Genomic DNA, 26,842 nt, shown 5'->3' on the forward strand with positions numbered 1-26,842 from the left:
CCGAGCGTTGGGAGAACCGATCAATGCGCTCTACTTTGCTTGCGACCATGCTCGGCACCCTGGGTGCCGTCGCAGCCGGCTCTGCAGCTCTGGCGGCCGACACGCGCATTGCCTCCATGCCTTTCAGTGAGTGTCTCTCGATCATCAACGAAGCCGCACAGGACGTGGGCGAGGAACCGGTCAAGCTCGTCAGCACGGACGATACGGTGACGGTTCGGATCAACGCCTCCGACGGCTTCGTCACGGTGTCCTGCGACCGCAGCGCCAGCAAGATGACTTTGACCAAGAGCCCGGTTCCCGAAGCGGCCGGCCTGACGGCTGCCGCCCATTGACCGGAACGGGGCCAGATCCCCTCCAATGAAAACGGCGGGCCCGAGGCTCGCCGTTCGTGCGTCTGAAGGCCGGCAGGACGCCTCCCCTATTTTTTCCTGTTGTAGACGTCGAGGGAGACGGCTGCGAGCAGGACGAGGCCCTTGATGACCTGCTGGTAGTCGATGCCGATGCCGAGGATCGACATGCCGTTGTTCATCACGCCCATCACGAAGGCGCCGATGACGGCTCCCGTCACCTTGCCGACGCCGCCGGTGGCCGAGGCTCCGCCGATGAACACGGCCGCGATCACGTCGAGTTCGAAGCCGAGGCCCGCCTTCGGCGTCGCCGTGTTGAGGCGGGCGGCGAAGATGAGCCCGGCAAGTCCCGCCAACACGCCCATGTTGACGAAGGTGAGGAAGGTCAGGCGTTCTGTCTTGATGCCCGACAGCTTGGCCGCCTTCTCGTTGCCGCCGAGCGCGTAGATGCGGCGGCCGATCGTGGTCCGGTTGGTCACGAAGGCGTAGAGCGCGATCAGAACCGCCATGATGACCAGGACGTTCGGCAGGCCGCGATAGGTCGCCATCAGGTAGCAGAATGCGACGACGAGAATGGCCAGCAGGGCGTTCTTGAACAGGAACAGGCCGAAGGGCGCGGTCTCGACCGCGTGCTTGAGCTGATTAGCGCGGCTGCGGAAGCTGAAATAGATGATGGCGGCCACGCTGGCGGCGCCGAGGAACAACGCGGTGTAGTTGAAGCCCTCTCCGCCGAAGACGTCCGGGATGAAGCCGGAGCTCAGGCGCTGGAAACCGACCGGAAACGGTCCGACCGACATGCCTCCGAGCAGCGCCAGGGTCAGGCCCTTGAAGACGAGCATGCCGGCGAGCGTGACGATGAAGGACGGCACCTTGAAATAGGCCACCCAGTACCCCTGCGCCGCACCGATCATGCCGCCCACGATCAGGCACGCGATGGTGGTCGTCACCGGATCGAAGCCCCAGCGCACCATCATCATGGCCGCGAGCCCGCCGACGAAGCCGACAATGGAGCCGACCGAGAGGTCGATATGGCCCGCCACGATGACGAGGAGCATGCCCAGCGCCATGATGACGATGTAGCTGTTCTGGAGCACCAGGTTGGTCAGGTTGAGCGGCCGCAGCAGCGTTCCGTCCGTCACCACCTGGAAGAACAGCATGATGACCAGCAGCGACAGCAGCATGCCGTAGTCGCGGAAATGGGTTTTGACGAACTCCGTCCACGACGTCTTTTGCTGGGGAACCTGAATCTCGTCAGCGGTTCTCGTGTCCATCTCAGCGTCTCCCCGACTTAACGATGGCGTGCATGATCTTTTCCTGTGATGCCTCGGCAATATCGAGTTCGGCGATCAGGGAGCCTTCGTTCATGACGTATATCCGGTCGCACATGCCGAGCAGTTCCGGCATCTCGGATGATATCATGAGGACGCCCTTGCCGGCATCGGCCAACCTGTTGATGATCGTATAGATTTCGTACTTCGCCCCGACATCGATGCCGCGGGTCGGCTCGTCCAGGATCAGGATCTCCGGATCCGAGAAGAGCCATTTGCTCAGGACCACCTTCTGCTGGTTGCCGCCCGAGAGGTTCACCGTTTCCTGGAAGACGTTGGAAGAGCGGATCCGCATCTTGGCGCGGTAGTCGTTGGCGACCGCCAGCTCCTTGATGTCGTCGATGACGAAGGTCTTCGAGACGCCCTCGAGATGGGCGAGGGTCACGTTCTTGCGAATGTCCTCGGCCAGGACGAGGCCATAGGTCTTCCGGTCCTCGGTGGCGTAAGCGATCCCGTTGGAGACGGCCTTCTCCACCGTGCTCACGTCGATCTCCTTGCCGCGCAGGGTCACGCGGCCGGAGATGTTCTGGCCGTAGCTGCGGCCGAACAGGCTCATGGCGAACTCGGTCCGCCCTGCCCCCATCAGCCCGGCGATGCCGACGATCTCACCGCGCCGGATATGCAGGTTGACATTTTTGACCACCTGCACCTGGCTGTGGAGCGGGTGATAGGCCGACCAGTTCTCGACCTGGAAAATGGTCTCGCCGATCTTCGGCTCACGCTTGGGATAGCGGTCCTCCATGGTGCGGCCCACCATGCCGCGGATGATGCGGTCCTCGCTCACGGTCTCGGCCCGGCAATCGAGCGTCTCGACCGTGCCGCCATCGCGCAGGACGGTGATGGAATCGGCGACCTTCGAGATTTCGTTCAGCTTGTGCGAGATCAGGATCGAGGAAATGCCCTGCTCCTTGAACCGGAGCAGCAGGTTCAGAAGGGCGTCGCTGTCCTTCTCGTTCAGGCTCGCGGTCGGCTCGTCCAGGATGAGGAGCTTCACCTTCTTCGAGAGCGCCTTGGCAATCTCCACGAGCTGCTGCTTGCCGACGCCGAGATTGGTGATCAGCTCGTCGGGCGATTCCTTGAGGCCGACGAGCTTGAGAAGCTCCTTCGTCTTCGCGAACGCGACGGACCAGTCGATGATTCCGAATTGGGCCTGCTCGTTGCCGAGGAAGATGTTCTCGGCAATCGACAGAAGCGGAACGAGCGCCAGTTCCTGATGGATGATGATGATGCCGAGCTTCTCGCTGTCGGCAATGCCCGAGAAGCGCCGCTCCTGGCCCTCGTAAACGATCTCGCCGGAATAGGAACCATGCGGATAGACGCCGCTCAGGACCTTCATCAGCGTGGACTTGCCGGCGCCGTTCTCGCCCACGAGGGCGTGGATCTCGCCGGCCTTGACCGTGATGTTGACGTTGTCCAGCGCCTTCACGCCCGGGAAAGTCTTGGTGATCCCGCGCATCTCAAGGATCGCATTCATCGCATGACCTCAGGCAAGGAGCCTTCCAGAAATGAGCAAGGACCCTGCGCGGGTGCGCAGGGTCCATCTTTGAGACGGTCGACTACTTGAACTGGTCTTCCTTGTAGTAGCCGCTGCCCACCAGAATTTCCTTCCAGTTCGAGGCATCGACGCTGACCGGCTTCAGCAGGTAGGCCGGAACGACCTTCACGCCGTTCTCGTAGGTCTTGGTGTCGTTGACTTCCGGCTGCTTGCCGGAGAGCACGGCGTCGACCATGTTGACCGTCACCTTGGCGAGCTCGCGAGTGTCCTTGAACACCGTCGAGGTCTGCTCCTTGGCGAGGATCGACTTGATCGAAGGAACTTCCGCGTCCTGGCCGGTGATGATCGGCATCGGCTGCTTCGGCGTGCCGTAGCCCACGCCCTTGAGCGACGAGATGATGCCGATGCTCAGGCCGTCGTAAGGCGAGAGAACCGCGTCGACGCGCTTGTCGGTGTAGTAGGCGGAGAGCAGGTTATCCATGCGGGCCTGGGCCACCGCGCCGTCCCAGCGCAGGGTCGAGACCTTGTCCATGCCGGTCTGGCCGCTGACCACCTTGAGCTTGCCGCTCTTGATGTAGGGTTCGAGCACGGACATGGCGCCGTTGTAGAAGAAGTAGGCGTTGTTGTCGTCGGGCGAGCCGCCGAACAGCTCGATGTTGAACGGGCCCTTGCCCTCCTTCAGGCCGAGCGCCTTCTCGATGTAGCCGCCCTGGAGCACACCCACCTGGAAGTTGTCGAAGGTGGCGTAGTAGTCGACGTTCTTGGAGTTCCGGATCAGGCGGTCATAGGCGATGACCTTGATGCCCTTGTCGGCGGCCTGCTGGAGCGCATCGGAGAGCGTCGTCCCGTCGATCGCCGCGATGACGAGCACCTTGGAGCCCTTGGTGATCATGTTCTCGATCTGCGACAGCTGGTTCGGGATGTCGTCTTCCGCATATTGCAGATCGACGTTGTAGCCCTTCTCTTTGAGCACCTTGACCATGTTGTTGCCGTCGTCGATCCAGCGCGCGGACGACTTCGTGGGCATGGCCACGCCGACCGTGCCCTTATCCTGCGCCTGCGCGGCGCCGATGAGGCCAAAGGCTCCAAGAGCCACGGCCGCCATTGTGGTCGTGAATGTCTTCAAGGTCGTTCTCCCTCTCGTCCATGCCCGGAACGCCATGATCGCGCCCGGCGCATATTCAGCACTCTTCGTTCCAGGACCGAGTTCGGCGCGGACAGGCGGGCGCTCGGGCCGGCTTTTTGACCTCATGATAAGGGCAGGATGACCTCCGAGAACAGCCCCGCCCCTCCGAATAGAAGCGAGTGTTAGACCTCTCCTGCCCGCCATTAAATCATACTATAATACTATTCCCTCCAGCAAGGCTGAGGATCGAACACCTGGGAGAAGGATCGCCGGGACGTCACTCCACTTCCGAGAAGGCGTGGATCTGCAACGTCGCCAGCGCACTCTCCGCATGCTTGATCCGGACCCGCTCCGCCGCTTGGAGGATCAGCTCCGACATCGCCTCGCTCGCCGCCGCCGGATCGCCCTCCGCGATGGCGTCGAACACCGCCTGGTGCTGCCGCATCACCTCGCGGAAGCGGTCGTCGCTGGAGACCGGCGAGCTGATCGTGAACGAGGTCGCCAGGGCGGCGCCGATGACGGAGCCGATCGATTGCAGGAAGGGGTTGCTGGAGGCTTCCAGGATGGCCTGATGGAAGGCGAGGTCGGCCTTCGTGAAGCTCTGCCGGCTGGTCTCGCACTGGTACATGGCCTGGAGCGCCCGGCTCATCACCGCGAGCTGCTCCGGCGTCCGCCTCATGGCGGCGGTGGCGCAGGCCAGGGGCTCGAGCATCTGCCGGATCTCGAAGAGCCATCCGAGGAAGCGGGCGTCGACGCCCATTTCGAGATGCCATCCGAGGATGTCGGCATCGAACATGTTCCAGTTGTTGCGGTCGAGAACCCTCGTGCCGACCTTCGTCTTCGACTCGATCAGGCCCTTGGCCGCCAACGTCTTCAGCGCCTCCCGGAGCGCCGTGCGCGAAACCCCGTAGAGCTCCATCAGCTCCGCGTCGCCCGGCAGGGTACTGCCGATGGGGAAGCGGCCCTGCATGATGTTCTGGCCGATCCCATGGGCAACGAGATCATGGGCTGATCGCGCTCTCGCAGGCCTCTGGACACCGTTCAGCAACACCGTTCCTCCCTCTGTCTTACCGTGTTCGAAGCGACGCCGCCGACAGGCCGCGCTGCAGCACGATGAACGCGAACAGCAGGGCCCCGATGGCGATCTTGGTCCACCACGAGCTCAAGGTTCCCTCGAACGTGATGTAGGTCTGGATCAATCCCTGGATGAGCACGCCCACCAGCGTGCCGATGATCGTCCCGTAGCCCCCCGTGAGCAGGGTGCCGCCGATGACGACCGCCGCGATCGTGTCGAGCTCGACGCCGGTCGCGGCCAGGGAGTAGCCCGCCGAGGTATAGAAGGAAAAGACAATTCCGGCCAAGGCCGCCAGGAAACTCGACAGCATATAGATGCGGATCGTCGTCTTCCGTACCGGCACGCCCATCAGCTCCGCCGAGGTCCGGTTGCCGCCGAGCGCATAGACATTGGCGCCGAAGCGCGTGAAATGCGCCAGGACGATGCCGGCCGCGAAGGTCAGCAGCATCACCATGGCGATGAAGCTCAACCGTCCTCCGCCCGGCAGGCCGAAGGCGATGTCCGTGATCTGGCCATAGGCCGGCGCGTTGATGGGGATCGAATCGGTGGTGAGCACGAAGCAAAGGCCGCGCGCCAGGAACATGCCCGCCAGCGTCACGATGAAGGCGGGGATCTGGAAGGTGTGGATCAGGAAGCCCATGGCGGCCCCGAACAGCCCCGCGATCCCCAGGATGAGGATGAAGGCGAGGTACGGGTTCAATCCGTATCTCTCGATGGTCACGGCGAGGAACACACCCGTGAAGGCGATGACCGAGCCGACCGAGAGATCGATGCCGCCGGAGAGGATCACGAAGGTCATGCCGACCGCCACGATGCCGAGGAACGCGTTGTCGGTCAGAAGATTGCCAATCACGCGGGTCGAGGCGAAGCTCGGAAACTGCGCGAGGCAGATCAGGTACCCGACGATGAAGACCGCGAGCGTGATGAGAACCGGAAGGTGACGCCTGATCATGCTCTTGCCTTCCAGACGGAGCGGACGGCCGAGAGAACGGGCGACTGGGCGAGAAGCACGGCGAGCACAACGATGGCCTTCACGATGAGGTTGTATTCGGGCGGATAGCCGCTCAGCAGGATGCCCGTGTTCATCGCCTGGATGATCAGGGCCCCGACGACCGAGAGACCGAGGCTGAATCGCCCGCCGAACAGGGACGTGCCGCCGATCACCACGGCGAGGATCGCATCGAGCTCGAGCCAGAGCCCGGCATTGTTGGCATCGGCCCCGCGAATGTCCGCCGTCACGATCAAGCCGGCGATCGCCGCGCACAGGCTGCACCACATATAGACCGCGATGGTCACGACCTTGGTGCCGATGCCCGCATAGGCGCTGGAGCGGACATTGGCGCCGATGGATTCGATGAAGAGCCCCAAGGCGGTGTAGCGCACGATGCAATGCGTGACGACGAGCATCACCACGGCGATCACCACCGGCATTGGCAGCATCAGGAAGGAGCCGCCGCCGATGGCCGCGAAGCCGTCGCTCACGAAGGTGATGATCTGTCCCTCGGTGATGAGCTGCGCGAAGCCGCGCCCGGCCACCATCAGGATCAGGGTCGCCACGAAGGGCTGGATTTCGAGCACGGCGACGAGAAAGCCGTTCCACAGGCCGCAGGCCAGGCCGATCCCGGCGGCGGCCGCCAGCGCCACGGGCAGCGGATAGCCTTGCGCGGTCAATGTCGCGGCCATCGCGCCCGCAATCGCCATGACGGCGCCCACGGAAAGATCGATGCCGCGGGTCGCGATGACGAGCGTCATCCCCAGCGCCAGAATGGCGACCGGCGCGCCGCGGTTCAGCACGTCGATCAGGCTGCCGAAGAGCCGCCCGTCCTGCAGGCGCAGGGCAAAGAAATCGCGGAAGACGAGCCAGTTGACGAGAAAGACGAGGAGGAGCGCAGCAACCTGCGGAAGCCCCTTGGGAAGCGTGCGAGCGCTGCTCGCCTGGATCATGCCGCTCATTAATGGCCCGCGATGGTTGTCATGATGGTGTTGGCGCTCACATCGGGTCCGGAGAGTTCGCGCACGTGCCGCCGGTCGCGCAGAACCACGACCCGGTCGCTGTAGGAGGCGATCTCCTCCAGCTCGGACGAGATGACGAGAAGGGCGAGCCCATCCTCGCACAAGCGCTCGATCAGGCGGATGATCTCCGCGTGGGCGCCCACGTCGATTCCGCGCGTCGGCTCGTCCAGGATGAGGAAGCGCGGCTCGGTGGCGAGCCAGCGGGCGAGCAGCGCCTTCTGCTGATTGCCGCCCGACAGAAGCCCGATGGGTTTCTCCGCATCCGGCGTGCGGATGTCGAGCAGCTTGATGAAGCGGTCGGCGATCTCCTCCTGCCTGCGTCTCGGGATCAGGCGCAGCCAGCCGCGCTGGGCCTGGAGGGCCAGGATGATGTTCTCGCGCACGGACAATTCCGCCACGATGCCTTCCGTCTTGCGATCCTCGGGCGTAAAGCCGAACCGCAGGCGGGCGGCGTCGCGCGGCGTCGCGATGCGCACGGGCTTGCCGTCGACGAAGGCCTGCCCGCTATCGGCGCGCTCGATGCCGAAGACCAGCTTGGCCGTCTCCGTTCGGCCGGAGCCGAGGAGACCCGCAAGACCGACCACCTCACCGGGGCGCACCGCGAGATCGAAAGGCTCCAGCAGACGGCGCTTGCCGTAATCCTCGAAGGCGACGAGCGGCTGTCCCGTCACGGCTCTCCGCTGGTTGCGATGGAGCGCTTCCGCCGCAAGCTCGCGTCCCAGCATCATGGAGACGAGTTCGATGCGCGGCAGCTCGGCGATGGGACGGGAGCCCACGAGGCGTCCGTTGCGCAGGACAGTGATCCGGTCGCAGACGGCATAGACCTGATCGAGGAAATGGGTGACGAACACGATGCCGATGCCGCGGCTCTTGAGATCCCGCAGGATCTTGAACAGCGTCTCGACCTCCTGCGCGTCGAGGCTCGCGGTCGGCTCGTCGAGGATCAGCACCTTGGCCGAGAGATCGACCGCACGGGCGATGGCGACGATCTGCTGGACGGCTACCGAATAAGCGCTCAACGGATTGGCGACATCGATGTCGAGGCCGTAGCCCGCCAGCAGCTCCTGAGAGCGACGGCGCATCTCGCCGGTGCGCACGAGGCCGAAGCGGTGCGGCTGACGGCCGATGTAGAGGTTTTCCGCCACCGACAGGTTCGGCAGCAGATTGACTTCCTGATAGACGGTTCCGATGCCGAGCGAGAGCGCATCGGCGGGATCTCGCGCCTCGATGTCCTGACCGTCGAGGCGGATGGTGCCGGCATCGCGCTTGAAGACGCCAGTGAGCACCTTGATCAAGGTCGACTTGCCGGCGCCGTTTTCGCCGAGCAGCCCGTGGATCTCGCCCTCATGCAGAGTGAAATCCACGTGATCGAGCGCCTGCACGCCCGGAAAGCCCTTCGTAAGCCCCCGGATCTCGAGAAGCTGAGGCTGCTCCGTCGATACTGGCATCTCGTCCTCGCTGGCCTTCGGAGCATCGGACCTGAAAGCGGCCATTCGTTTTCGGGTCCGATGCCGATCATGCTTTAAGCAAAACAGCAGGCGATCGCTCGCCTGCTGCCTCAGCACATCCCGATTTCAGTAGAGATCCTTGCGCTTGTCGTACTCGGCCTTGGCCGTGTCCGGCGTGAAGACCTTGGATTCCGTCTGAATCCACTTCTTCGGCGCCGTGCCGTCCTTCTTGTAGGCGATGAGCGCGTCGAGGGCCGGACCCGCCATGTTCGGCGTCAGCTCGACAGTAACGTTCGCCTCTCCGTCGGACATGGCCTTGAAGATATCCGGAACGCCGTCGATTGAGACGATCTTGATGTCCGTGCCGGGTTTCAGGCCTGCTTCCTTGATGGCCTGAATGGCGCCGATCGCCATGTCGTCGTTATGAGCGTAGACGGCGCAGATGTTCTTGCCACCGCCTTCCGCCTTGATGAAGCTTTCCATCACTTCCTTACCCTTGGTGCGGGTAAAGTCGCCGGACTGCGTGCGGACGATCTTCATGCCGGGATTGGCGGCGACGACTTCGTCGAAGCCCTTCTTGCGATTGATCGCCGGGCTCGATCCGACCGTGCCCTGCAGCTCCACGACATTGCACTTGCCGCCGGTTGTCTTTGCAAGCCACTCGCCGGCCACCTTGCCCTCATAGACGGTGTCGGATGTCACGGCGGTGAGATAAAGGGAATCGTCCTTCGTATCGATGGAGCGGTCGAGCAGCACGACCGGGATCTTGGCATCCTTGGCCTCTTTAAGAACCGCGTCCCAACCGGTCGACACGACCGGAGCGATGAAGATGGCGTCCACGCCCTGCGCGATGAAGGAGCGAACCGCGCGGATCTGGTTCTCCTGCTTCTGCTGCGCGTCGGAGATCTTCAGGTCCACGCCGCGCTTCTCGGCTTCGAGCTTCGAAACCTTCGTCTCGGCGGCGCGCCAGCCGGATTCCGATCCGACCTGTGAGAACCCGATGGTCATTTTGTTCTGGGCATACGCGGCGCCTGAGGACAGCATCAGTGCAGCCATGCCAATCGTCGTCAGGAGATGACGGGCCTTCATGAGCATTCTCCCAAAATTTGTCGTTGCTTTTCGACTTTAGCAGCCTTAACAGCCGACTATTAGTACTATTATATGAATCGAAGTGAGCGCCTATTCAACAAAAGTCGCGCTCCAACGTGTTTCACCCATCGCGGCGATACAAAGTTCCAAGGGCACCGAGAACAATGACCGAAGAGAAGAAACGCCAGCTTCGCAGCCAAGCCTGGTTCGGACGCCAGGACAAGATGGGCTTCTATTATCGCTCCTTCCTGAAAAACAGCGGCTTCCCGCAGGACCAGTTCGAAGGCCGCCCGGTCATCGGCATCTGCAACACATGGTCCGAACTGACGCCCTGCAACGCGCATTTCCGCACCATTGCCGAGCATGTGAAATACGGCGTGCTGGATGCCGGCGGATTCCCGCTCGAATTCCCGGTCTCCTCTCTCGGCGAGGTGACCATGCGCCCAACGGCCATGCTGTTCCGCAACCTCGCGGCCATGGACGTGGAAGAAGCCATCCGGGCTCATCCTCTCGACGGCGTCGTGCTTCTCATGGGGTGCGACAAGACCACCCCTGCCCTTCTCATGGGCGCGGCGTCGGCGGATCTTCCGACCATCGGCGTGTCGGGCGGCCCGCAGCTGCGCGGCGTCTATCGCGGCAAATATATCGGCTCGGGCACCAACATCATTTCCATGAGCGAGCAGCTGCGCGCCGGGGAAGTGACGCTGCAGGAATTCCACGAGGCGGAAGGTGGAATGAACCGTTCGGCCGGCCATTGCATGACGATGGGCACGGGCTCCACCATGGCCTCCATGGTCGAGGCGCTCGGCGTCGGCCTGCCGGAGAATGCCGCGATCCCGGCCGCCGATGCGCGGCGCAACCATCTCGCCCGCATGGCCGGACGGCGCATCGTCGAGATGGTGAACGAGGATCTCGTGCTGTCGAAGGTGATGACGCGCGAAGCCTTCGAAAACGCCATCCGGACGCTGGCTGCCATCGGCGGCTCGACCAACGCGGTCGTGCATCTTCTCGCCATCGCGGGACGGGTCGGGATCGATCTGACCCTGGACGATTTCGACCGCCTCGGCCGCGAGATCCATTGCCTCGTCGATCTCATGCCATCCGGCCGCTTCCTGATGGAGGATTTCTATTATGCCGGCGGCTTGCCCGTCGTGCTGCGCACGCTCGGCGAACGCGGTCTGCTGCACAAGGATGCGCTCACCGTCAACGGGAAGCCGATCTGGGAGAACGTGAAGGACGCGCCGTGCTGGAACCGCGAGGTGATCACCACCTTCGAGGAGCCCTTCAAGCCGGAAGCCGGCATCGCGATCCTCAAAGGCAACCTCGCTCCCAACGGGGCCGTCATCAAACCGTCCGCCGCTTCTCCGGAGCTCATGCAGCACACCGGCCGCGCGGTCGTGTTCGAGACCATCGAGGAACTGCACCACCGGATCGACGATGACGATCTCGACATCGACGAGACCTGCATCATGGTGCTGAAGAACTGCGGCCCGAAGGGCTATCCGGGCATGGCCGAGGTCGGCAACATGCCGCTGCCGCAGAAGCTCCTCAAGAAGGGCGTGCGCGACATGATCCGCATTTCGGATGCGCGCATGTCCGGCACGGCCTACGGCACGGTGGTGCTGCACGTGGCGCCGGAAGCCGCCGCCGGCGGCCCTCTGGCGCTGGTGCAGAACGGCGACATGATCACGCTCGATGTCGCGGCGCGTAGCCTGCATCTCCATGTCGAGGCAGAGGAGATGGAGCGCCGCCGCGCCGCGTGGGTTCCGCCGGCTCCGCATGCCGAACGCGGCTGGGCCAAGCTCTATATCGACCATGTCCTGCAGGCCGACAAAGGTGTCGATCTGGACTTTCTCGTGGGTCGGACAGGATCGCCCGTCCCACGCGACAACCATTGACCGCGACGCCATCCATTCTGAAAGGAGACATCATGTCCTCGTCCGGCATTCATTCCACGCGTCCGTATCGCGGCGTTTTTCCGGTGGCGCCGACCATCTTCCATGACGATGGGACGCTCGATCTCGAAGGCCAGAAGCGCGCCATCGATTTCATGATCGAAGCCGGCTCGGACGGCCTGTGCATCCTCGCGAACTTCTCCGAGCAGTTCCTGCTGACCGACGAGGAGCGCGAGACCGTCACGAAGACGGTGCTCGACCACGTCGCCGGCCGGGTTCCGGTCATCGTCACCACCAGCCATTTCTCGACCGAGATCTGCGCCGACCGCTCCCGGCGGGCCGAAGCCGCGGGCGCCGCCATGGTGATGATCATGCCGCCGTTCTTCGGCGCGACGCTGCGCGTGTCGGAGGCTGGGATCTACGAGTTCTTCCGCCGGGTTTCGGATGCCATCACCATCCCGATCATGATCCAGGATGCCCCGATGGCCGGCACCTTCCTGTCGGCCCCCTTCCTGGCGCGCATGGCCAAGGAGATCGCCAATGTGTCCTACTTCAAGATCGAAGTGCCCGGCACGGCGGTGAAGCTGCGGGAGCTGATCGCGCTGGGCGGTGATGCCATCGAAGGCCCCTGGGACGGCGAGGAGGCGATCACCCTCATGGCCGATCTCGACGCCGGCGCCACCGGCGCGATGACGGGCGGAGCCTATCCGGACGGCATCCGCCAGATCATCGACCCTTACATGGCCGGCAAGAAGGAGGAGGCCGCCGCCGCTTACGAGCGCTGGCTTCCGCTGATCAACTACGAGAACCGGCAGGGCTGGCTGCTGGCCGCCAAGGTGCTCATGAAGGAAGGCGGCGTGATCCGTTCCGACGCCGTGCGCCATCCGCTGCAGCCCCTACATCCGGAGATCCGCAAGGGCCTGCTCGAGGTGGCCCGCCGTCTCGATCCGATGGTGTTGCGCTGGGGTCGGTAACTCCGCCCGGGCCGTCCGCACGCCTTGAACCTTAACGGGAGCGCCGTAGCCGCGAGGCTGCGGCGCTCTTTGCTGTCCAGTGCCTCCGCACGCGATGGAAACCGGCCGCGAGAGACTTATATGGGAGTGAGTCCTACGAGATATCCCATGCGCGAGACAGACGACCAGCCCGAAGACGAATTGGAAGAGCTGAACGGTACGAAGCGGATCAATTTCCGCGACTATCCGAGTTCCGGCCTCGTGGTGATCGCCGCCCTCAGTTCCGGCTTGGGGTGGATGCTGTTCAAATGGCTCGGCAAGAAGCGTAAGGGTCGCAATGGCGCCTCCGCCAATGAGGAAACGGCCCCGCCCTCTCCTTCGGAAACCGGATCATCGGGAGCGGACAAGCCAGGGCCGTAATGTCCTCGCCCTGGCAGGTGCTGCAGCGCACCGCCCGCGGAGGCGCATGGGATTACGTTAGGGAACCATCAGGAGGTTCCTATGGCCCACTCGGCTGTTTCCTTCGTTCTCGGCATCATCGCCCCCGTGGCCCTGGTCAGCTGGCTGCTCGTGCTCCATTGACGGCCTCGCTGCTTCCGCCTTGGGTCCGACGCTCTGACTCGTCGGCTTGACGAATCTTCCCACGCAAAACCGGTTCCCACTTTTGCGTTCGATGCTTCAGCGCCCTGTATCCAGCTCGTGTCGATAGAGAACAGCCTCGCCCACATCCTGGACCTGGGAGCAGCCCAGGTGACCCAGTGTCGTCCAAAACTCGCGCTGCAGAAGTTCCAGCGTCCGCCGAACTCCGTGCTCACCGTCGGCCGCCAGGCCAAGCGCAATGAGACGGCCAAGCGCGACCGCATTCGCGCCTAATGCAAGTGCCGTGACGATATCGCTGCCCCGACGGATGCCCGAGTCGAAGATGATCGGAACGTCCCGTCCCACCGACTTCCGGATGGATGGCAGAACGTCGAGAGCCGCAGGTGTCCGGTCGACCGTGCGACCGCCGTAATTCGAAACGTAAAGCCCGACCGCGCCGGCATCGAGCGATGCATGCGCGTCCTTGACGCTCGTGACGCCTTTGACGATGCAGGGAAGCGGCGAGCGGGCGATGACCCGCTTGACCTGCTCCCAGGTCCAGCGCGGCTGCGTGAACTCGAGCAATTCGACGAGAGCAGCCGGGTCGGACCGCCCAGGTCCGAAATTGGCGGGGCCTCTCTCGCCCCGGATGGAGAAGCGGTCTTCCATCATCCGTTCCCGCCATTGCCTGATGGGGGAATAGGTGACGCAAATGTATTTGTAGCCGGCGGCCTTCGCCCGCTCCATGAGGTCGACGGCGGCATCCTCGTCGCCGACGAACGTCATCTGGAAGATCGATGCCACGGAGGAGGCAGCCGCGATGTCCTCGAGCGGGAACGATGCGGCCACCGGAACCATCTGGTGAATGCCGACCGCTTCGGCCGCACGCCCGATCGCGAGATGTCCGCCGGGATGGAACGCGGCCTCGCCGCCGAACGGAGCGATGAAGGCAGGAAAGCTCAGATCAAATCCGAGAACATGGGTTCGCGTATCGGGGTTGCTGATCCCGGCAAAAAGCGGAGTGACGAACCGATAGCGATCGAACGCCGCCGTATTGTCCCTGAGGGTGACCTCGTCGCCGGTGCCGCACCAGAGATAATTCCATTCGACTTCCGACAGATGCCTCTGGGCGTCGCGGTGAATTCCACGCAACGTCGTGTATTTTTCATTGGTCGCGTAGCGATCGTCGATCCGGCCGTTCTTCGTCTCTGTCATTGTCCGCGTCCCAGGGACCGTACGGGATTGCAGCGGCAATCCTTGGTCAGATGCTGCTCGATGAATGGCTGCGGGCGAAGATAGTACCCGCAGCCTGTTGTCGTTGCTGATGAATGAACTTCAGCCTTCGCTATCGCGCGGCGGTGATGATCACTTCGATCAGGCGATTGGGATCGCCGAGACTGGCAATGCCGATCGTGGCCCGCGACGGGAGATCGTCCTCGGGAATCCATTCGAGCCAGGCCTTGTTCATTTCTTCCTTCTGCGACATGTCGCTCAGGTAAATTCGCGCCGCGAGGATCTTCGTCTTGTCGGAACCGAGTTCCGCGAGGAACTTGTCGAGCTTGGCGCAGACCTCCCGGGTCTGATCCGCCATGCCCTTCGACAGGTCGTTGGCGGCATGCCCGCCGAAGTACAGCACGCCATTGTGCTCCACGGCGCCGTGCATGATCTTGTGTTTCCGGTGACGGATGATTTCAGTCATTGGATGTCCTTTGATTGGGAAGGGAGCGTCGTTCACGCCGAGGCGGGAGCGTAGGGAGAAGTGTCGGTATCCGGCGCCTCGCCCATGCAGATCTGAGCCAGCAGGCGCCCTGCATAGGGTCCGATGGTGAGGCCCGCTGCGCCAAGGCCGTTGCCGATGACGAGCCCGTCCATCCCCGCGACACGCCCGAGGATCGGCTTGTAGCCGTCGCCTGCGGGCCGGAAGCCGATCCGTGTCTCGATGATCGTGGCCGAGGCGAGGCCGGGCGCGATTGCGAGGCCGGCATTGAGGACCTCGGCCTGGCCGCTCGCGGTGACGCGATAATCGAACCCGGTATTGTCCTCGCGCGTTGCGCCGATCACGACACGGGAATCGTCGAAGGCCAGCATGTAATGGCTGGTCATCGGGAGCAGCACGGGCCAAGAGCGCGTTTCGGTTCCCGACAGGCGCAGGTGAACGATCTGGCCTCGTTGCGGACGAACGGGATGCTCCATTCCGAGGGGACGCAGGATCTGCGAAGCCCAGGCGCCGGCCGTGACGACGATCTCGTCCGCTTCGATCGGGCTTCCATCGCTGCGGATGGCGCGTGCCCTTCCTTCCCTCAGTTCGAGCGAGACGTGGTCATGCCGGAGCACGGCGCCGGCCGCGACAGCCGCACGGGTCATGGCTGCGGCGAGAAGCCTGCCGTCGACGCGAGAGCCGCCAGGAATATAGATTCCGTCGAGATCCTCCCGCAGAGGCGGGAACAGCCGCTTCGCTTCCGCAGCCGACACGCGGCGTACGTTTCCGGCCTCCGGCGCATGGGCGATGCGGGACTGAATTCTCTGTTCCGCGGCGTCCAACTCCTTCCGGTCCTCGGCCACGACGAGCGCACCGACCCGCCCATATCCGAGATCGGTTTCGCCACGCTGGGTCAGTCCCTCGACGAGATCGGCATAGTAGCGCGCTCCGGCGGCATAAAGAGCGTACCATTCCGGATCGGTGACCTTGGTGGCCCAGGGGCAAACGATCCCCGCCCCCGCCAGGGTCGCCTTGCCCTGGTGAACCTCGTCGAACACCTCGACTTCAATGCCGTTCATGGCAAGATGATAGGCGACACTGGATCCAAGGATCCCCGCGCCGATCACGACGACACGCATCTTCAAGCTCCGCATGAAGGAAACAGCCCTGCGCCGGGTTCTGAGCCCGGCCCAACGGCAAGAATGATCGAGGGAGAGGTATCCTTCTTCCCTCCCCGCTCGGCTTTGACCCTTGGAGCATCGGACGTGGAATCGAACTCACGTCCGATGCTCCGAGGTTTTGTCTTTCCGCATCTTTCCACGCAAAATCGGTTCCCGCTTTTGCGTTCGATGCTCTGGATTGTTCTACGGCACCGTGACGCCGGAGAAGCGGCTCGTTCCGAACACGGCCGGGACGAACCCCGAGACCGATTTGTTGACGGCGAGCAGGGCCGAGGAGCTGCCGAACAGGATTGCGGGAACCTCGTCGTTGAAGACGACCTGCGCCTGCTTGTAGAGGTCGGTCCGCTGCTTCTGATCAGTGATCTGTCCGGCGCGGGCGATCAGATCGATGAAGGTCGGGTTGCACCACGAGCCGATATTCGACGGGCTCGGTTTGCCCTGCGAATTGCAGGTGAAATAGTTGTTCGGGATCTGGCTCGGATCCGGGAAGTCCCAGATGCCGCCGAACATCGCGGTCTTCGACTCGCCCATGCGCGCGCGCTTGACGTACTCGCCCCATTCGTAGGTCACGATTTCCGCCTTGACGCCGATCTTGGCCCAGTCCGCCTGGATCAACTCCGCGGCGCGGCGGCCGTTCGGCATGTAGGGGCGTGTGACCGGAAGCGCCCAGATCTGGGTTTCGAAGCCGTTCGGATATCCGGCCTCGGCGAGCAGCGCCTTGGCCTTCTCGATATCGTAGGCATGTCCCTTCAGGTCTGCATTGTGCCCCCAGAGCGAGGCCGGGATGAGAGCTCCCGTCACCGCGCCCGTTCCTTCGAAGACGTTGTCGACGAGACCCTTCATGTTGATGGCATGCGCGAGGGCTTGGCGGACGCGCTTGTCCTGGAACGGCTTCTCTTTGAAGTTGAAGGCCAGGAAGCCGGAGGATGCGACGGGCGTCTCGGCGAGGTTGAGCTTCGCACTGGCCTTGATCACCTCCCGGTCGGCGGGGCTCGGCGCATTGGCGATGTGGCATTCACCCGCCTGCGCGCGCTGCAGCCGGACCGGCGCGTCCACGGTGATCGGCATGATGAGATCGTCGACCTTCGGCGTCCGCGACGGATCCTTCGCCTTCTCGCCCCAGGTGTCGTGGAAGGCCTTGAATCGAACGGCCGCATTGGTCTGATAGACCTGCATCTGGAACGGGCCCGTTCCGATGGGCTGCAGATCGAGTTGCTCGGGCGTTCCAGCCTTGAGCAGCTGATCGGCATATTCGGCCGAGAGGATCACCAGCGACTGGTGGGACAGAATCCCGATGAAAGGCGCCAGCGGCTCCTTCAGGGTGAACGCGACCGTGTGCTCGTCGACCTTCTTCACCGCCGTCAGGACGTCGGCGAGCTTGGTGTTGAAGGTGATGTAGTTCCCGCCGTTCACCTTGGCGTAGGGATGATCGGCCTTCATCATCCGTTCGAAGCTGAAGACCACATCGTCCGCATTGAAGTCGCGCGAGGGCTTGAAGTTCTTGTTGGACTGCCACTTCACGCCCTGCCTCAGCTTGAACGTATAAGTCTTGCCGTCCTCCGAAACGGACCAGCTTTCGGCGAGACTCGGCTCGAGCTCTGAGCTGCCCGCTTTCACCGAGACGAGCTGATCGTAGATCTGCCCGGTCACGATGCTTGTCGTCGCATTGCTGGTCAGCTGCGGATTGAAGGTCTCCGGGCTTCCTTCGATGCAGACGACGAGGCTGCTGCTCAAGGCGGGGGACGCGGCGGATATCAAGATCGCCAACGCGCCCACGGAAATTGCTGATTTCATCACGCTGTGTCCCCTTTGGATATTGTTGCCGCGGGCACACCGGACGAGCCTCTGGGATGCTCCCTCCAGAGAGGCCGCTCCTCATGATCGCCTGCCACTAGACCGCCTTGCCCGCAGGTCTTCCGAGGATTAGAGGAGCCTCGAACATGATTGTCAAATTGCTTTTCTTCCGTTCATTATAACCAAAATTCATGATGCGAAGCGCAGGCTTGAGAACGTTGTAATGAACATCAGACAGATAGAAGCCTTTCATGCGTTCATGGAGACCGGCTCCGTGACGCATGCCGGCGAGAGGCTCGGCATCTCGCAGCCCGCAGTCAGCAAGCTGCTGAAGGGTTTCGGCGAGAGCTGCGGCTTCAAGCTCTTCATGCGCAGCAACGGCCGGCTGGTTCCGACACTCGAAGCTCGCCTCGTCGCGGCGGAAGTCGAGAGGCTCATCGCCGGCACGGAACGTATCGAACGGGTGGCTGCCGCCGTGCGAAACCGCGAATGGGGGCAAGTCACGATCGCGGCGCTACCCGCGCTTGCCTCGCGCTATCTTCCGCGAGCCCTTTCGCCGTTTCTGGCCGAGCAGCGCGACCTGCGCCTGACGCTGCAAAGCCGAGCCTCGCCGCGCATCGCGGAACTCGTCATGGCGCAACAGGTCGATATCGGCCTGAGCATCCTGCCCTTCGACCATCCGGACGTCACGGCCGAAGCCGTCATCCGATTTGACCTCATGTGCTTTCTGCCGTCGCAGCATCCTTTGGCGAAGAAAACAACGATCGGCGTGGAAGACTTACGGAACGAGTCATTCATCTCTCTGGAACGAGACGATTGCTCCTTGATGACGATCGATCGTGCATTTCAGATGCGCGGTGTGCAGAAGCGGAATCGAATCGAAGTTCCCATGTCGGAAACCGCCTGCAGCTTCGTCGCGAATGGCGTCGGGGTCTCGATTCTTCCGCCTTTCGTTGGAATGGATTATCCATCAGACCAATTGGTCCGCCGCCCGCTCCTTCCGAAGACCTCGATGGATATCTGGCTTCTGACATCGAGCCGTCGCCCCTTGTCCCTTGCGGCACAGCAACTGACTGAGTTCATCCATGCGGCCTTGGCATCGTTTCAGCAGCCCTTGCCCGCCGCAGCTTCCGAGCAGTGACGCCTATTCATCACTCTTGTCCTTGATGTCGATGACGGCCGGAAGCTGAAACCAGTCTTCTCTCACCCACAGGCAAAAGCTCTGCCGCGTCAGGCATGCAAGCCCAGATCCGGTTTCAGAAATGCTCCGCCGACCGAAGCATGGCGGACTTACTGGCCCTCATCCTGCAGACCATCCATCTCCAACTGCATTTGATAGGGCGTACGTGCTCGTTGGTAAGTGGCCTCGGCAACAGTGTCGGGCTCGAGCCCCTCTTCCGGTTCGGCATAGACCGGTCGCTTCGGCTCCTTGCAAAGATTTGCGCAGATGCTCCGAGTGGCCCGGCGATCCCGTGCCTCAATGCGTTTGTTGAACTTCTCCTGCTGCGCCAACCAGTCGCCGTTCTGATCAGGCTCACGGGCATAAGCGAGATTTGCAACCATGAGGCCGGCGAGCGCGAGGAATAGGGATTTCAGCCGCATCATCATACTGCCAACGTTGAATGTGTCAGGGATGGAGTTCGACTTGTTGCTTCATCCCTGTGACTAGAATGGAAAAGCTGAAACACAAACGGCCCTGGAGTTTAAGCCGGGTGACTACAAAGGATGAAACCCTCCCGAGTCCTTCATGCCGCCTCTCCGACAATCGACGTCATCGGCTGAGCCCAAGGCAGAGCATGACCAGAACGCGATGTCAGGGAGGGCAACGCGGCATCTGTACCGCGTGGCGCAGCCTGTCGGTTGTCATCGGCATGAAGGTCGATAAGCAGGATCGGTCGGGGCGCGACGGGATGCCTCTCCCTGGCGGGCGAGAATCGTCCATTCCCACGAATCGAAACGTTCAATGGGAGCCACTGGCTCCCATTGAGAAAATGCGTCGGCAATCGACCTAGGTGTTCGCGCTGCCTTGGGTCGCCGGCAAATGGCTTGCCGCCCAGATCGCCGCCTGTGTGCGATTCTTTGCCTGGATCTTGCGCAGAATCGCCTTCACATGGACTTTGACGGTCGCCTCGGTGATGTCGAACTTGCGAGCGATGATCTTGTTCGAGTCGCCATCCATCAGACAGCGCAGGATCACCGTCTCGCGAACCGAAAGCCCCTTGGCCGGAAGGCTGGATTCATGCGTATCCTCAGGCATCGGCGCCGGCTTTGCCTGACTCGCCTGGACGTCGCGTTCCCGCAGCAGATCGAGGATCGCACCAGGGAAAATGGCTTCCCCCAGCATCACGAGATCCAGCGACTTCACCAGGACCTCATGGGAGATCGACTTCTTGAGATAGGCATCCGCCCCGGCCTGAAAAGCCGCAACCACCTGCTTGAGATCATACTCTTCAATCAGCATGATCACCTTGGCGCTCGGATTACCCTCTTTCAGCATGCGTGCCTGATGACAGGTGGCATCGTGATCGCGGCTCGCGTCGATGATGAGGACGACCGTGCTGCTCTCGATACCCTGCACCACTCCCATTTCCTCCAGACTCGAAGCGGCCACGGAAGGGCAATAGACAGTCTCCGCAAGAATCCTGCGCAGACCTTCTCGGAGAAGTGCATTCGGCTCGATGAGAATCGTCTTGATAGGACGAGCGGCAGCATGATCGGTTGCAGAAGGCTCTACCGAACGGGCTAGCTCCATATATCTCGAATACGCAACATCCTTGGCCGACGAGGCTCCAGGATGAGGAAGACTATCAAGATCGTAGGTGTTCCGCATCGCAGATGCCTTTCTGGTCTTGATTCGAAGAGCCGATAATAAAGTTTCCCAAACAATGTTTAGCTTATAATCTCATTATAGACAATCATTACCCATTCAAATCATTTTAACAATCTTTAATTGTTATATTTGAAATGAGATAACATATATTTTGAACGAGCCGCCATTCCAAAGAACCTCGTTCAGCAAGGCTTATACTTACGTATGATCTGTTCTTTTCTTTGCCATGCCACATATCTGCGCGCCAAACGCAGCCGTTTCCGCCCAGATTTAATATAATCGGGACTTACCGCGATCCGGCAACCGGATGATGATCTGGGGTTTGAAGCGCCTTGGGCGGAAAGTATCCGCCAGCAGGCGGATTCACCTTAAGAGATCCGCCGATGATGCGGCGTGAAAGAATGGAGCGTTGGACGAAGAATGGCATCCATTGTCTACGTCCAACGCTCCCCGCAAGAACGCTCTATGGACAGGTTAAGCCCAAGGCGCATCCGTTGAGCCGGACGACAGATGATTGACGGCCCACATGGCGGCCTGGGTTCGATTGGCAACGCGGATTTTGCGCAGAATAGCCTTGATATGCACTTTCACCGTTGCTTCGGCGACATCGAGTTTGCGCGCGATAACCTTGTTGGGCGCGCCTTGCATCAAGCATTGAAGAATCTCCGCCTCTCTGCTCGACAAAGTGCGGATAGGAGAGTCATGGCCTTCCGACATCGAAGAGACCGGCAGAGGCTGCATTCTGATGGAAGACGAATCTCTCGGTTGATCGGCACTGTCCGAACTCCCGGAGATCGCCGACAGGAAGGCCGCCGATGGGAAGACGACCTCGCCCAGCATGACGAGGTCCAGGTACTTGATCAGAGCCTCGCATCCCGTGCTGGCAAGGCAGTATCCGTCCGCTCCGGATTGAAAGGCGGATTTCATGCCCTCGAGATTGAAGCTGTCGGACAGCACCACGATACGGGCTTGGCCGTATCGTTGCTTCAATGACCAGATTCCGTCAGCCAGATCGGACGGGTACAGGCTCGCATCGATGATGAAAAGAAGCGGGCTCTCCTGATCGAGCGGATCGAGGCTCACCTCTCCACGCGTCAGATTTTCCGAATGCAATCGGAACCGGGTGCTTGAGAGGACGTGTCTCAAGCCCTCGCGCAGCATCGAATTCTTGCAGCCTAAGATGGTGGTGACTGGCAGGAGGTTTGACATGCGAGGGAGCCTTTCCGCAGAGGTTACCTCGAATTGTACGAATTAACCGTTTGTTATCCATCCTTAATAAAGAGGTAGCGAATTATGCTTAGGTGGTAGAATTCAACGCCCCAAAAGGGATGCGTCATCTTGATTGTACTCATAAGAGCGGATGTCGGCAACGATCAGCCGACGAAAATGCACGCTTCATCCATCGAATGCCATTTCGTATCATCTTGCGCATAAGCAGAGAAAACGACCTCGAAAGAAGCTGAGACAACTGCATCCGCTGCCGCGGCTGAAGGCCCGCAATCCCCTGCCCTTTCGATGCATGACACACGGCCATCAAGCGAGTGTTAGAAATTCCTTACAGTCAAGCTGACGTCCAATTGCCACGATTGATGTCGAGAAATCTCCTCAAACAAGGGGACCTTCATGATTTCTCGTCTTGTGCTCGCATGCGCAATGATCGCTTGCACTCTGCCCGCAACAGCATCCGAACGCGACCAACTCGATGCGCTGATCGCTCAGCACGCCAAGGCTCACGGCGTTCCCGAAACATTGGTACACCGCATCGTCAAACGCGAAAGCGGGTACAATCCCCGTGCATCGCATAGAGGCAATCTCGGCCTCATGCAGATCCGCTACGCCACCGCACGTGGCATGGGCTACACAGGATCGGCCTCCGGACTTCTCGATGCAAACACCAATCTGACCTACGCGGTTCCTTATCTTGCGAACGCCTATATGGTCGCAGGTGGCAATCCGGATCGCGCAGTCGCTCTTTATGCGGGCGGCTATTATTACGAAGCCAAGCGCAAGGGCCTGCTGAATGCACTCAGAACCGGCTCCAACGATCCGACGATGACCGGGTCGATCCCTGCCGCAGGTTTTGCATCGGCCGCGGCGCGCTAGCGCATCGTGCGAAAAAGTCGCTCTCCGGTTTTTCGCGCCCAACGGTGCGCCAGCCAAAAGAGGGAGCATCGTGCGTCCCCGGGAGGCCGCATCGGTGCCAAGTGAGAGCCGGTTTAGTGTGGCACAAGGCGTCATCGCAAAACGTTGCGGCATCGTGCGAATGGCGCGTCGCTTCACGTTGAGATCAACCACGCGGGACGATAGCCCCGACCTTCATAGGCGTGATATTGAGTATTCGTGGTCGGCAATACCGACATGCGCGAGTTGATCCACGATGCCCTGCCTGTCCGATATTGTCTTCCTCGATTTCGAAGCATCGTCCCTTGGCAAGCAGGGCTATCCCATCGAGGTCGCCTGGGCCTTCGCGAGCGGCGAGGAAGAGACCCATCTCATCAAGCCGGCTGCATCCTGGACCGATTGGGACATCAGAGCAGCCAGGATTCACCGCATCGCGAGAGATCAGTTGAATGCGGAAGGAGAACCGCTCGAAGATGTCGTGCAACGCATGATGTCGGTTTTGACCGGGCACAAGCTTTATGCGACGGCACCATCCTGGGACGGCAAGTGGCTGAGCAAACTCTTGCGCGCGGCAGGACAGCCTCGCCATGCCTTGCGTCTCGAGGATACCGAGATGGCGCACCGTCGGATCATGCGCGAAGTGCTCAGAGATGCTGAAGTTCCCGAAGAACTTCAGCGCGCGCTCATGCAGGACATTCTTGCTCAAGCTCAACGCAACAACGACGAACTCGGACCTGCCGCGCATCGCGCCCTCGCGGATGCGCAGCGAGAACGAAAACTCTGGTTCGACATTTATCGCCGCGCGCAAGAAAGGGTATCGGAATCGAAAGTCACGTCTGCGAAAACAGGCACTGGCCTTTCGTGAACCAATAGGCCAAATCTAAAGCATGGGGCGCGACCACGCGATCAAGGCCGATGCTCCGGGAAGCTCTGTTGAGCTTCTGCCCGCAACCGCGAAAGCATCATCGACGACAGATGAATTCAGCGCGCTGTTCCGCCGTCACTCACCCGATGCTCAATAACCGTCCGGCAATCCGGATGCGATGTCCTGGTCGGGGCGTGTCAGAACTTCGATGCGGCGGCCATCCGGCAGTTGGATGGTTCTGAGCCGCATGACCTGAAGCCCCGCGTCCAATCCCTCCTGAACGGAACCATAACGCGCGGCTCGCACGCGACGCTCAATGCCGTTGCGCGGTTCAGCCTGCGACAGCTCAGTCCCGCTGGCGCGCCGGCGCACGTTCTGCGTCGCCTGTCGCTGGTTGCGGGGTGCCGAACTGGCCTGCTGTGAGGCGGCACGAGTCTTCCGTTCAACAACCGCCTTCTGTTTCGTCGGCTTGTCGCTTGCCGTCTTGATGGGCTTCGGAGGTGTCGTGTCTTCAACCGGCCGGGTCTCAACACTTGCCTTGGCGTCAGAGTGAGCCGGAGCCGGGGGCGCTGCAACCTGGGCCGGAGGCTTTGCCGGCAGAGACGCCGGCGCGGATACGGGCGCTTGGACCCTGCCGTCCGTCTCGGAGGGAGGATCGACCCATGGCCGCCCTGATTGTGCGAAAGCAGCCACCGAGCTCCCAAGAACTCCCACCAAGGAGACAGCCACCAGCCAACGTCCTGAAAATTCCGCCACAACACGCCTCCAGATGATTCGATGAGGAAACGCTTCTCCTGCCACGGGCGGTTCCACTGGGTCGCCGCCACGTTGCCGAGATCGGAACTAACGCACTGGAATGAAATCCTTTTTCGGCAGCCGAACCGGACACGATTTCAATACTTCTTAAGGATATGTGGCTGCGTCAGATGCAGTTCAACGGCTCAATCGCGAAATCAGCGGCTCCGCAGATCGCGGATGATATCGGGATCCAAGCGCGACATTTGCACCGGCGGCCGTGACCAGGATGAAGCCTGACATTTCGCCATGGTCCCATGCATCATGTCCGCGTCTTGGTCACGGATTGAAGCCACCGAGGCGGTGTTAGCCCCCACTCCTCGTCGTGCATGGCGCGCTACGAAACGACAACGCTTCTGCTGCCGACCCGAAGGCTCGCCCCAAAATTACGCAACGTTACTGTAATTCAATGAAGATTTATGGATCCTTCATCCAAATCGTTTCAGGAAAATACCCTACTTCGTTAGTCTCATTCGGCCTGGGCTGTAACAATCTCTTAGGATCGCATATAGAATATATTCTGTAGAAACTTGTGCGTTGCCGAATGAAACGTCTGTACTCAGAAGTCTATTTGCACCTGATTGCAGGCGTGATCGCCCTGGGCATTCTGGGAATCTCAGGCCACACGCTTTGGATCGACCGCCAGAACACGTGGGAGGAGGCGGAAAGATCTTCGCGGAACGTCCTGACGACGATTGCACGGGATCTCGAGGGCAAGCTCGACCTGCTCGATCTGTCGCTCCAGGGAGCCATCGAGGGACTGAAATATCTCGGCTCCCAGCAGCTTTCGCCCGACCTCCAATACCGCATGCTCTTCGATCGCGCCGCTACGGCCTCCTTCATGGGGACATTGCTGGTCGTGGATCAGGATGGCAACCTCATCGCCGACGCGGGACCGGTGATCGCCTCCCGATCGCTCAACGTCGCGGACCGCGAGTATTTCATCGCCCACAAAGTGAACAACCATATCGGCCTGTATATCAGCCGCCCCTTCGCGAGCCGGACGCGGCACGGCGACCCGAGCATCGGAATCAGCCGAAAGCTTTCCGACACCGCCGGGCACTTCGCCGGGGTCGTGATGGGGTCCGTGCCCCTGAGCACGATCAACCAGTTGTTCGACAATCTGAGCCTCGGCCAGCACGGCGCGATCAATCTCTTTCGGAACGACGGCATCCTGCTGACGCGCTATCCTTATGATGCGAGCCAGGTGAACCAGGATCTCGGCGGCTCACCGCATGTCATGCGCCTCCTTGGCGAGAAATCCGGCACATTCGCTTCCGTTTCCCCCATCGATGGCGTGCGGCGCATCATCTCCTTCGAACGGTTCGAACGATATCCGCTCGTTCTCACGGTTGCCCTTTCGGTCGAGGAGATTTTCTCCGCGTGGCAGCGCAAGGCCCTTGTCCTGAGCCTTGCGACCGTCGTCCTGTGCTGTGCCGTCGTCGGACTGACGATCCTGTTCCAGCGCGAACTCAAACGCCGCACGAGAGCGGAGACCAAGCTCCGGCGCATCGCACGCACCGACGACCTGACGGGCCTGCCGAACCGCCGTGCCTTCCGTGAAACCTTCGAGCGGGAATGGCGCCATGCCGTCCGCTCCGGTTCGCCTCTGTCGCTGCTCTATATCGACGCCGACTACTTCAAGAACTTCAACGACCGTTATGGCCATGGACAGGGCGACGAGGCCCTCCGCGCCGTTGCCGCGACGCTCGAAAACAACATCCGCCGTCCGCGCGATGTCGCCGTCCGTCATGGCGGCGAGGAATTCGCCATCGTGCTGCCGGAGACGGATCTCGCGGGCGCCCGACTGATCGCGGAGAACATCCGTCAGAGCATCGTCACCCTGGGCATCGCCCATGAGGGCAGCCCCTATCAGGTGGTGACGGCCAGCATAGGCATCGCGTCCGTCCATCCGTCGCGCGGAAGCGAACGCGCAACCCTTCTCGAGGCGGCAGACCGGGCACTCTACGGAGCCAAGGCCGCCGGACGAAACTGCGTTCACCACCGTGAGGCAGAAGCCGACCGACAGCAGAACCGCCGCCCCCACGCCGCCGCCTGATCGTCGCCGACGAGAAAGACGTCACGGATTCGAAGATTGCAGCCCCGCCCCGCCGGCCTTCGGTCCGGCGAGAAGAACAACGTTGCGATGTCCGACGAGAGCGCGTAGCGGCGCTGAGCGCAGAACGCCCTCTTAGCCATGTCCGGATGA

24 protein-coding genes are annotated in these 26,842 nt (G+C 61.6%); 8 read left to right on the forward strand and 16 right to left on the reverse strand.

The window, feature by feature from the left end:
• Positions 1 to 23: 23 nt before the first annotated feature.
• The gene (locus U0023_RS03090; RefSeq protein ID WP_009763809.1) at positions 24 to 332 is read left to right on the forward strand and encodes a hypothetical protein; all 309 of its coding nucleotides are present in this window, start codon (positions 24 to 26) and stop codon (positions 330 to 332) included.
• Positions 333 to 418: 86 nt separating this feature from the next.
• Here U0023_RS03090 and mmsB read toward each other — a convergent pair whose 3' ends face one another.
• The 8 genes from mmsB to ytfQ form a co-directional block, all read right to left on the reverse strand.
• Positions 419 to 1,528: a multiple monosaccharide ABC transporter permease gene (gene mmsB, locus U0023_RS03095; protein WP_407667405.1), complete on the reverse strand. Its 1,110-nt coding sequence runs from the start codon at positions 1,526 to 1,528 to the stop codon at positions 419 to 421.
• 91 nt (positions 1,529 to 1,619) lie between these two features.
• On the reverse strand, positions 1,620 to 3,149 hold the full coding sequence (mmsA, locus tag U0023_RS03100; RefSeq protein WP_009763807.1) for a multiple monosaccharide ABC transporter ATP-binding protein: 1,530 nt from the start codon (positions 3,147 to 3,149) through the stop codon (positions 1,620 to 1,622).
• 82 nt (positions 3,150 to 3,231) lie between these two features.
• Positions 3,232 to 4,275, reverse strand: a complete 1,044-nt coding sequence (gene chvE / locus U0023_RS03105; RefSeq protein WP_040638722.1) for a multiple monosaccharide ABC transporter substrate-binding protein — start codon at positions 4,273 to 4,275, stop codon at positions 3,232 to 3,234.
• A gap of 298 nt (positions 4,276 to 4,573) precedes the next feature.
• Positions 4,574 to 5,347 (reverse strand): FadR/GntR family transcriptional regulator, encoded by a 774-nt coding sequence (locus tag U0023_RS03110; protein WP_009763805.1) that lies wholly within the window; start codon positions 5,345 to 5,347, stop codon positions 4,574 to 4,576.
• A gap of 16 nt (positions 5,348 to 5,363) precedes the next feature.
• The gene (yjfF, locus tag U0023_RS03115; RefSeq protein ID WP_009763804.1) at positions 5,364 to 6,323 is read right to left on the reverse strand and encodes a galactofuranose ABC transporter, permease protein YjfF; all 960 of its coding nucleotides are present in this window, start codon (positions 6,321 to 6,323) and stop codon (positions 5,364 to 5,366) included.
• Complete coding sequence (gene ytfT / locus U0023_RS03120) at positions 6,320 to 7,324, reverse strand: galactofuranose ABC transporter, ATP-binding protein YtfT (RefSeq protein WP_009763803.1); 1,005 nt, start codon at positions 7,322 to 7,324, stop codon at positions 6,320 to 6,322. Before ytfT ends, yjfF begins: the two co-directional genes overlap by 4 nt.
• Positions 7,324 to 8,832 carry a galactofuranose ABC transporter, ATP-binding protein YtfR gene (gene ytfR / locus U0023_RS03125; RefSeq protein WP_009763802.1) on the reverse strand — a complete coding sequence of 503 codons (1,509 nt, stop codon included), beginning with the start codon at positions 8,830 to 8,832 and terminating at the stop codon, positions 7,324 to 7,326. The genes ytfT and ytfR overlap by 1 nt, the downstream gene beginning before the upstream one ends.
• A gap of 126 nt (positions 8,833 to 8,958) precedes the next feature.
• A complete protein-coding gene (gene ytfQ, locus U0023_RS03130) occupies positions 8,959 to 9,921 on the reverse strand; it encodes a galactofuranose ABC transporter, galactofuranose-binding protein YtfQ (RefSeq protein WP_009763801.1) in 963 nt (320 codons plus the stop codon).
• Positions 9,922 to 10,085: 164 nt separating this feature from the next.
• Here ytfQ and U0023_RS03135 point away from each other — a divergent pair, with 164 nt between their 5' ends.
• From U0023_RS03135 to U0023_RS03145, 3 genes are all read left to right on the forward strand, one after another.
• Entirely contained in the window at positions 10,086 to 11,819 is a 1,734-nt protein-coding gene (locus tag U0023_RS03135) for an IlvD/Edd family dehydratase (RefSeq protein WP_009763800.1), read from the forward strand.
• Positions 11,820 to 11,851: 32 nt separating this feature from the next.
• Complete coding sequence (locus U0023_RS03140) at positions 11,852 to 12,790, forward strand: dihydrodipicolinate synthase family protein (protein ID WP_009763799.1); 939 nt, start codon at positions 11,852 to 11,854, stop codon at positions 12,788 to 12,790.
• 147 nt (positions 12,791 to 12,937) lie between these two features.
• Positions 12,938 to 13,189, forward strand: coding sequence for a hypothetical protein (locus U0023_RS03145; protein ID WP_009763798.1), 252 nt, complete (start codon positions 12,938 to 12,940; stop codon positions 13,187 to 13,189).
• A 258-nt stretch (positions 13,190 to 13,447) separates the two neighbouring features.
• Here the strand turns inward: U0023_RS03145 and U0023_RS03150 are convergent, their stop codons facing one another.
• The 4 genes from U0023_RS03150 to U0023_RS03165 form a co-directional block, all read right to left on the reverse strand.
• Complete coding sequence (locus tag U0023_RS03150; protein ID WP_009763797.1) at positions 13,448 to 14,563, reverse strand: alpha-hydroxy acid oxidase; 1,116 nt, start codon at positions 14,561 to 14,563, stop codon at positions 13,448 to 13,450.
• 130 nt (positions 14,564 to 14,693) lie between these two features.
• Entirely contained in the window at positions 14,694 to 15,047 is a 354-nt protein-coding gene (locus tag U0023_RS03155; RefSeq protein ID WP_009763796.1) for a RidA family protein, read from the reverse strand.
• 32 nt (positions 15,048 to 15,079) lie between these two features.
• Positions 15,080 to 16,186: an NAD(P)/FAD-dependent oxidoreductase gene (locus U0023_RS03160; protein ID WP_009763795.1), complete on the reverse strand. Its 1,107-nt coding sequence runs from the start codon at positions 16,184 to 16,186 to the stop codon at positions 15,080 to 15,082.
• Positions 16,187 to 16,411: 225 nt separating this feature from the next.
• Positions 16,412 to 18,022 carry an ABC transporter substrate-binding protein gene (locus U0023_RS03165; RefSeq protein ID WP_009763794.1) on the reverse strand — a complete coding sequence of 537 codons (1,611 nt, stop codon included), beginning with the start codon at positions 18,020 to 18,022 and terminating at the stop codon, positions 16,412 to 16,414.
• Positions 18,023 to 18,245: 223 nt separating this feature from the next.
• Between U0023_RS03165 and U0023_RS03170 the strand changes: the two genes are divergently transcribed.
• On the forward strand, positions 18,246 to 19,163 hold the full coding sequence (locus U0023_RS03170) for a LysR substrate-binding domain-containing protein (RefSeq protein ID WP_009763793.1): 918 nt from the start codon (positions 18,246 to 18,248) through the stop codon (positions 19,161 to 19,163).
• A 149-nt stretch (positions 19,164 to 19,312) separates the two neighbouring features.
• On the opposite strand, the gene U0023_RS03175 is transcribed toward U0023_RS03170, so the two are convergent.
• The 3 genes from U0023_RS03175 to U0023_RS03185 form a co-directional block, all read right to left on the reverse strand.
• Positions 19,313 to 19,630 (reverse strand): hypothetical protein, encoded by a 318-nt coding sequence (locus U0023_RS03175; RefSeq protein ID WP_040638720.1) that lies wholly within the window; start codon positions 19,628 to 19,630, stop codon positions 19,313 to 19,315.
• 400 nt (positions 19,631 to 20,030) lie between these two features.
• The gene (locus tag U0023_RS03180) at positions 20,031 to 20,852 is read right to left on the reverse strand and encodes a response regulator transcription factor (RefSeq protein WP_009763791.1); all 822 of its coding nucleotides are present in this window, start codon (positions 20,850 to 20,852) and stop codon (positions 20,031 to 20,033) included.
• 474 nt (positions 20,853 to 21,326) lie between these two features.
• A complete protein-coding gene (locus tag U0023_RS03185; protein WP_195904213.1) occupies positions 21,327 to 22,013 on the reverse strand; it encodes a LuxR C-terminal-related transcriptional regulator in 687 nt (228 codons plus the stop codon).
• Positions 22,014 to 22,475: 462 nt separating this feature from the next.
• Between U0023_RS03185 and U0023_RS03190 the strand changes: the two genes are divergently transcribed.
• On the forward strand, positions 22,476 to 22,955 hold the full coding sequence (locus tag U0023_RS03190) for a lytic transglycosylase domain-containing protein (protein WP_009763789.1): 480 nt from the start codon (positions 22,476 to 22,478) through the stop codon (positions 22,953 to 22,955).
• Positions 22,956 to 23,229: 274 nt separating this feature from the next.
• Positions 23,230 to 23,838 carry a 3'-5' exonuclease gene (locus U0023_RS03195; RefSeq protein WP_009763788.1) on the forward strand — a complete coding sequence of 203 codons (609 nt, stop codon included), beginning with the start codon at positions 23,230 to 23,232 and terminating at the stop codon, positions 23,836 to 23,838.
• A 150-nt stretch (positions 23,839 to 23,988) separates the two neighbouring features.
• Here the strand turns inward: U0023_RS03195 and U0023_RS03200 are convergent, their stop codons facing one another.
• The gene (locus tag U0023_RS03200; protein WP_040638719.1) at positions 23,989 to 24,531 is read right to left on the reverse strand and encodes a hypothetical protein; all 543 of its coding nucleotides are present in this window, start codon (positions 24,529 to 24,531) and stop codon (positions 23,989 to 23,991) included.
• 673 nt (positions 24,532 to 25,204) lie between these two features.
• Between U0023_RS03200 and U0023_RS03205 the strand changes: the two genes are divergently transcribed.
• Positions 25,205 to 26,692 (forward strand): sensor domain-containing diguanylate cyclase, encoded by a 1,488-nt coding sequence (locus U0023_RS03205; protein WP_052600600.1) that lies wholly within the window; start codon positions 25,205 to 25,207, stop codon positions 26,690 to 26,692.
• Positions 26,693 to 26,842 lie beyond the last annotated feature (150 nt).

Origin of the sequence: Microvirga lotononidis (genome assembly GCF_034627025.1) — a bacterium.
In the GTDB taxonomy this organism is placed as follows: domain Bacteria; phylum Pseudomonadota; class Alphaproteobacteria; order Rhizobiales; family Beijerinckiaceae; genus Microvirga; species Microvirga lotononidis.

Bases quoted from the DNA above. Each gene is read 5' to 3' on its own strand.
- U0023_RS03090 (WP_009763809.1), top strand. From the start codon at position 24: ATGCGCTCTACTTTGCTTGCGACCATGCTCGGCACCCTGGGTGCCGTC.
- mmsB (WP_407667405.1), bottom strand. From the start codon at position 1,528: ATGCTGCTGTCGCTGCTGGTCATCATGCTGTTCTTCCAGGTGGTGACG.
- mmsA (WP_009763807.1), bottom strand. From the start codon at position 3,149: ATGAATGCGATCCTTGAGATGCGCGGGATCACCAAGACTTTCCCGGGC.
- chvE (WP_040638722.1), bottom strand. From the start codon at position 4,275: ATGGCGGCCGTGGCTCTTGGAGCCTTTGGCCTCATCGGCGCCGCGCAG.
- yjfF (WP_009763804.1), bottom strand. From the start codon at position 6,323: ATGATCAGGCGTCACCTTCCGGTTCTCATCACGCTCGCGGTCTTCATC.
- ytfT (WP_009763803.1), bottom strand. From the start codon at position 7,324: ATGAGCGGCATGATCCAGGCGAGCAGCGCTCGCACGCTTCCCAAGGGG.
- ytfR (WP_009763802.1), bottom strand. From the start codon at position 8,832: ATGCCAGTATCGACGGAGCAGCCTCAGCTTCTCGAGATCCGGGGGCTT.
- ytfQ (WP_009763801.1), bottom strand. From the start codon at position 9,921: ATGAAGGCCCGTCATCTCCTGACGACGATTGGCATGGCTGCACTGATG.
- U0023_RS03135 (WP_009763800.1), top strand. From the start codon at position 10,086: ATGACCGAAGAGAAGAAACGCCAGCTTCGCAGCCAAGCCTGGTTCGGA.
- U0023_RS03140 (WP_009763799.1), top strand. From the start codon at position 11,852: ATGTCCTCGTCCGGCATTCATTCCACGCGTCCGTATCGCGGCGTTTTT.
- U0023_RS03145 (WP_009763798.1), top strand. From the start codon at position 12,938: ATGCGCGAGACAGACGACCAGCCCGAAGACGAATTGGAAGAGCTGAAC.
- U0023_RS03150 (WP_009763797.1), bottom strand. From the start codon at position 14,563: ATGACAGAGACGAAGAACGGCCGGATCGACGATCGCTACGCGACCAAT.
- U0023_RS03155 (WP_009763796.1), bottom strand. From the start codon at position 15,047: ATGACTGAAATCATCCGTCACCGGAAACACAAGATCATGCACGGCGCC.
- U0023_RS03160 (WP_009763795.1), bottom strand. From the start codon at position 16,186: ATGCGTGTCGTCGTGATCGGCGCGGGGATCCTTGGATCCAGTGTCGCC.
- U0023_RS03165 (WP_009763794.1), bottom strand. From the start codon at position 18,022: ATGAAATCAGCAATTTCCGTGGGCGCGTTGGCGATCTTGATATCCGCC.
- U0023_RS03170 (WP_009763793.1), top strand. From the start codon at position 18,246: ATGAACATCAGACAGATAGAAGCCTTTCATGCGTTCATGGAGACCGGC.
- U0023_RS03175 (WP_040638720.1), bottom strand. From the start codon at position 19,630: ATGATGATGCGGCTGAAATCCCTATTCCTCGCGCTCGCCGGCCTCATG.
- U0023_RS03180 (WP_009763791.1), bottom strand. From the start codon at position 20,852: ATGCGGAACACCTACGATCTTGATAGTCTTCCTCATCCTGGAGCCTCG.
- U0023_RS03185 (WP_195904213.1), bottom strand. From the start codon at position 22,013: ATGCTGCGCGAGGGCTTGAGACACGTCCTCTCAAGCACCCGGTTCCGA.
- U0023_RS03190 (WP_009763789.1), top strand. From the start codon at position 22,476: ATGATTTCTCGTCTTGTGCTCGCATGCGCAATGATCGCTTGCACTCTG.
- U0023_RS03195 (WP_009763788.1), top strand. From the start codon at position 23,230: ATGCCCTGCCTGTCCGATATTGTCTTCCTCGATTTCGAAGCATCGTCC.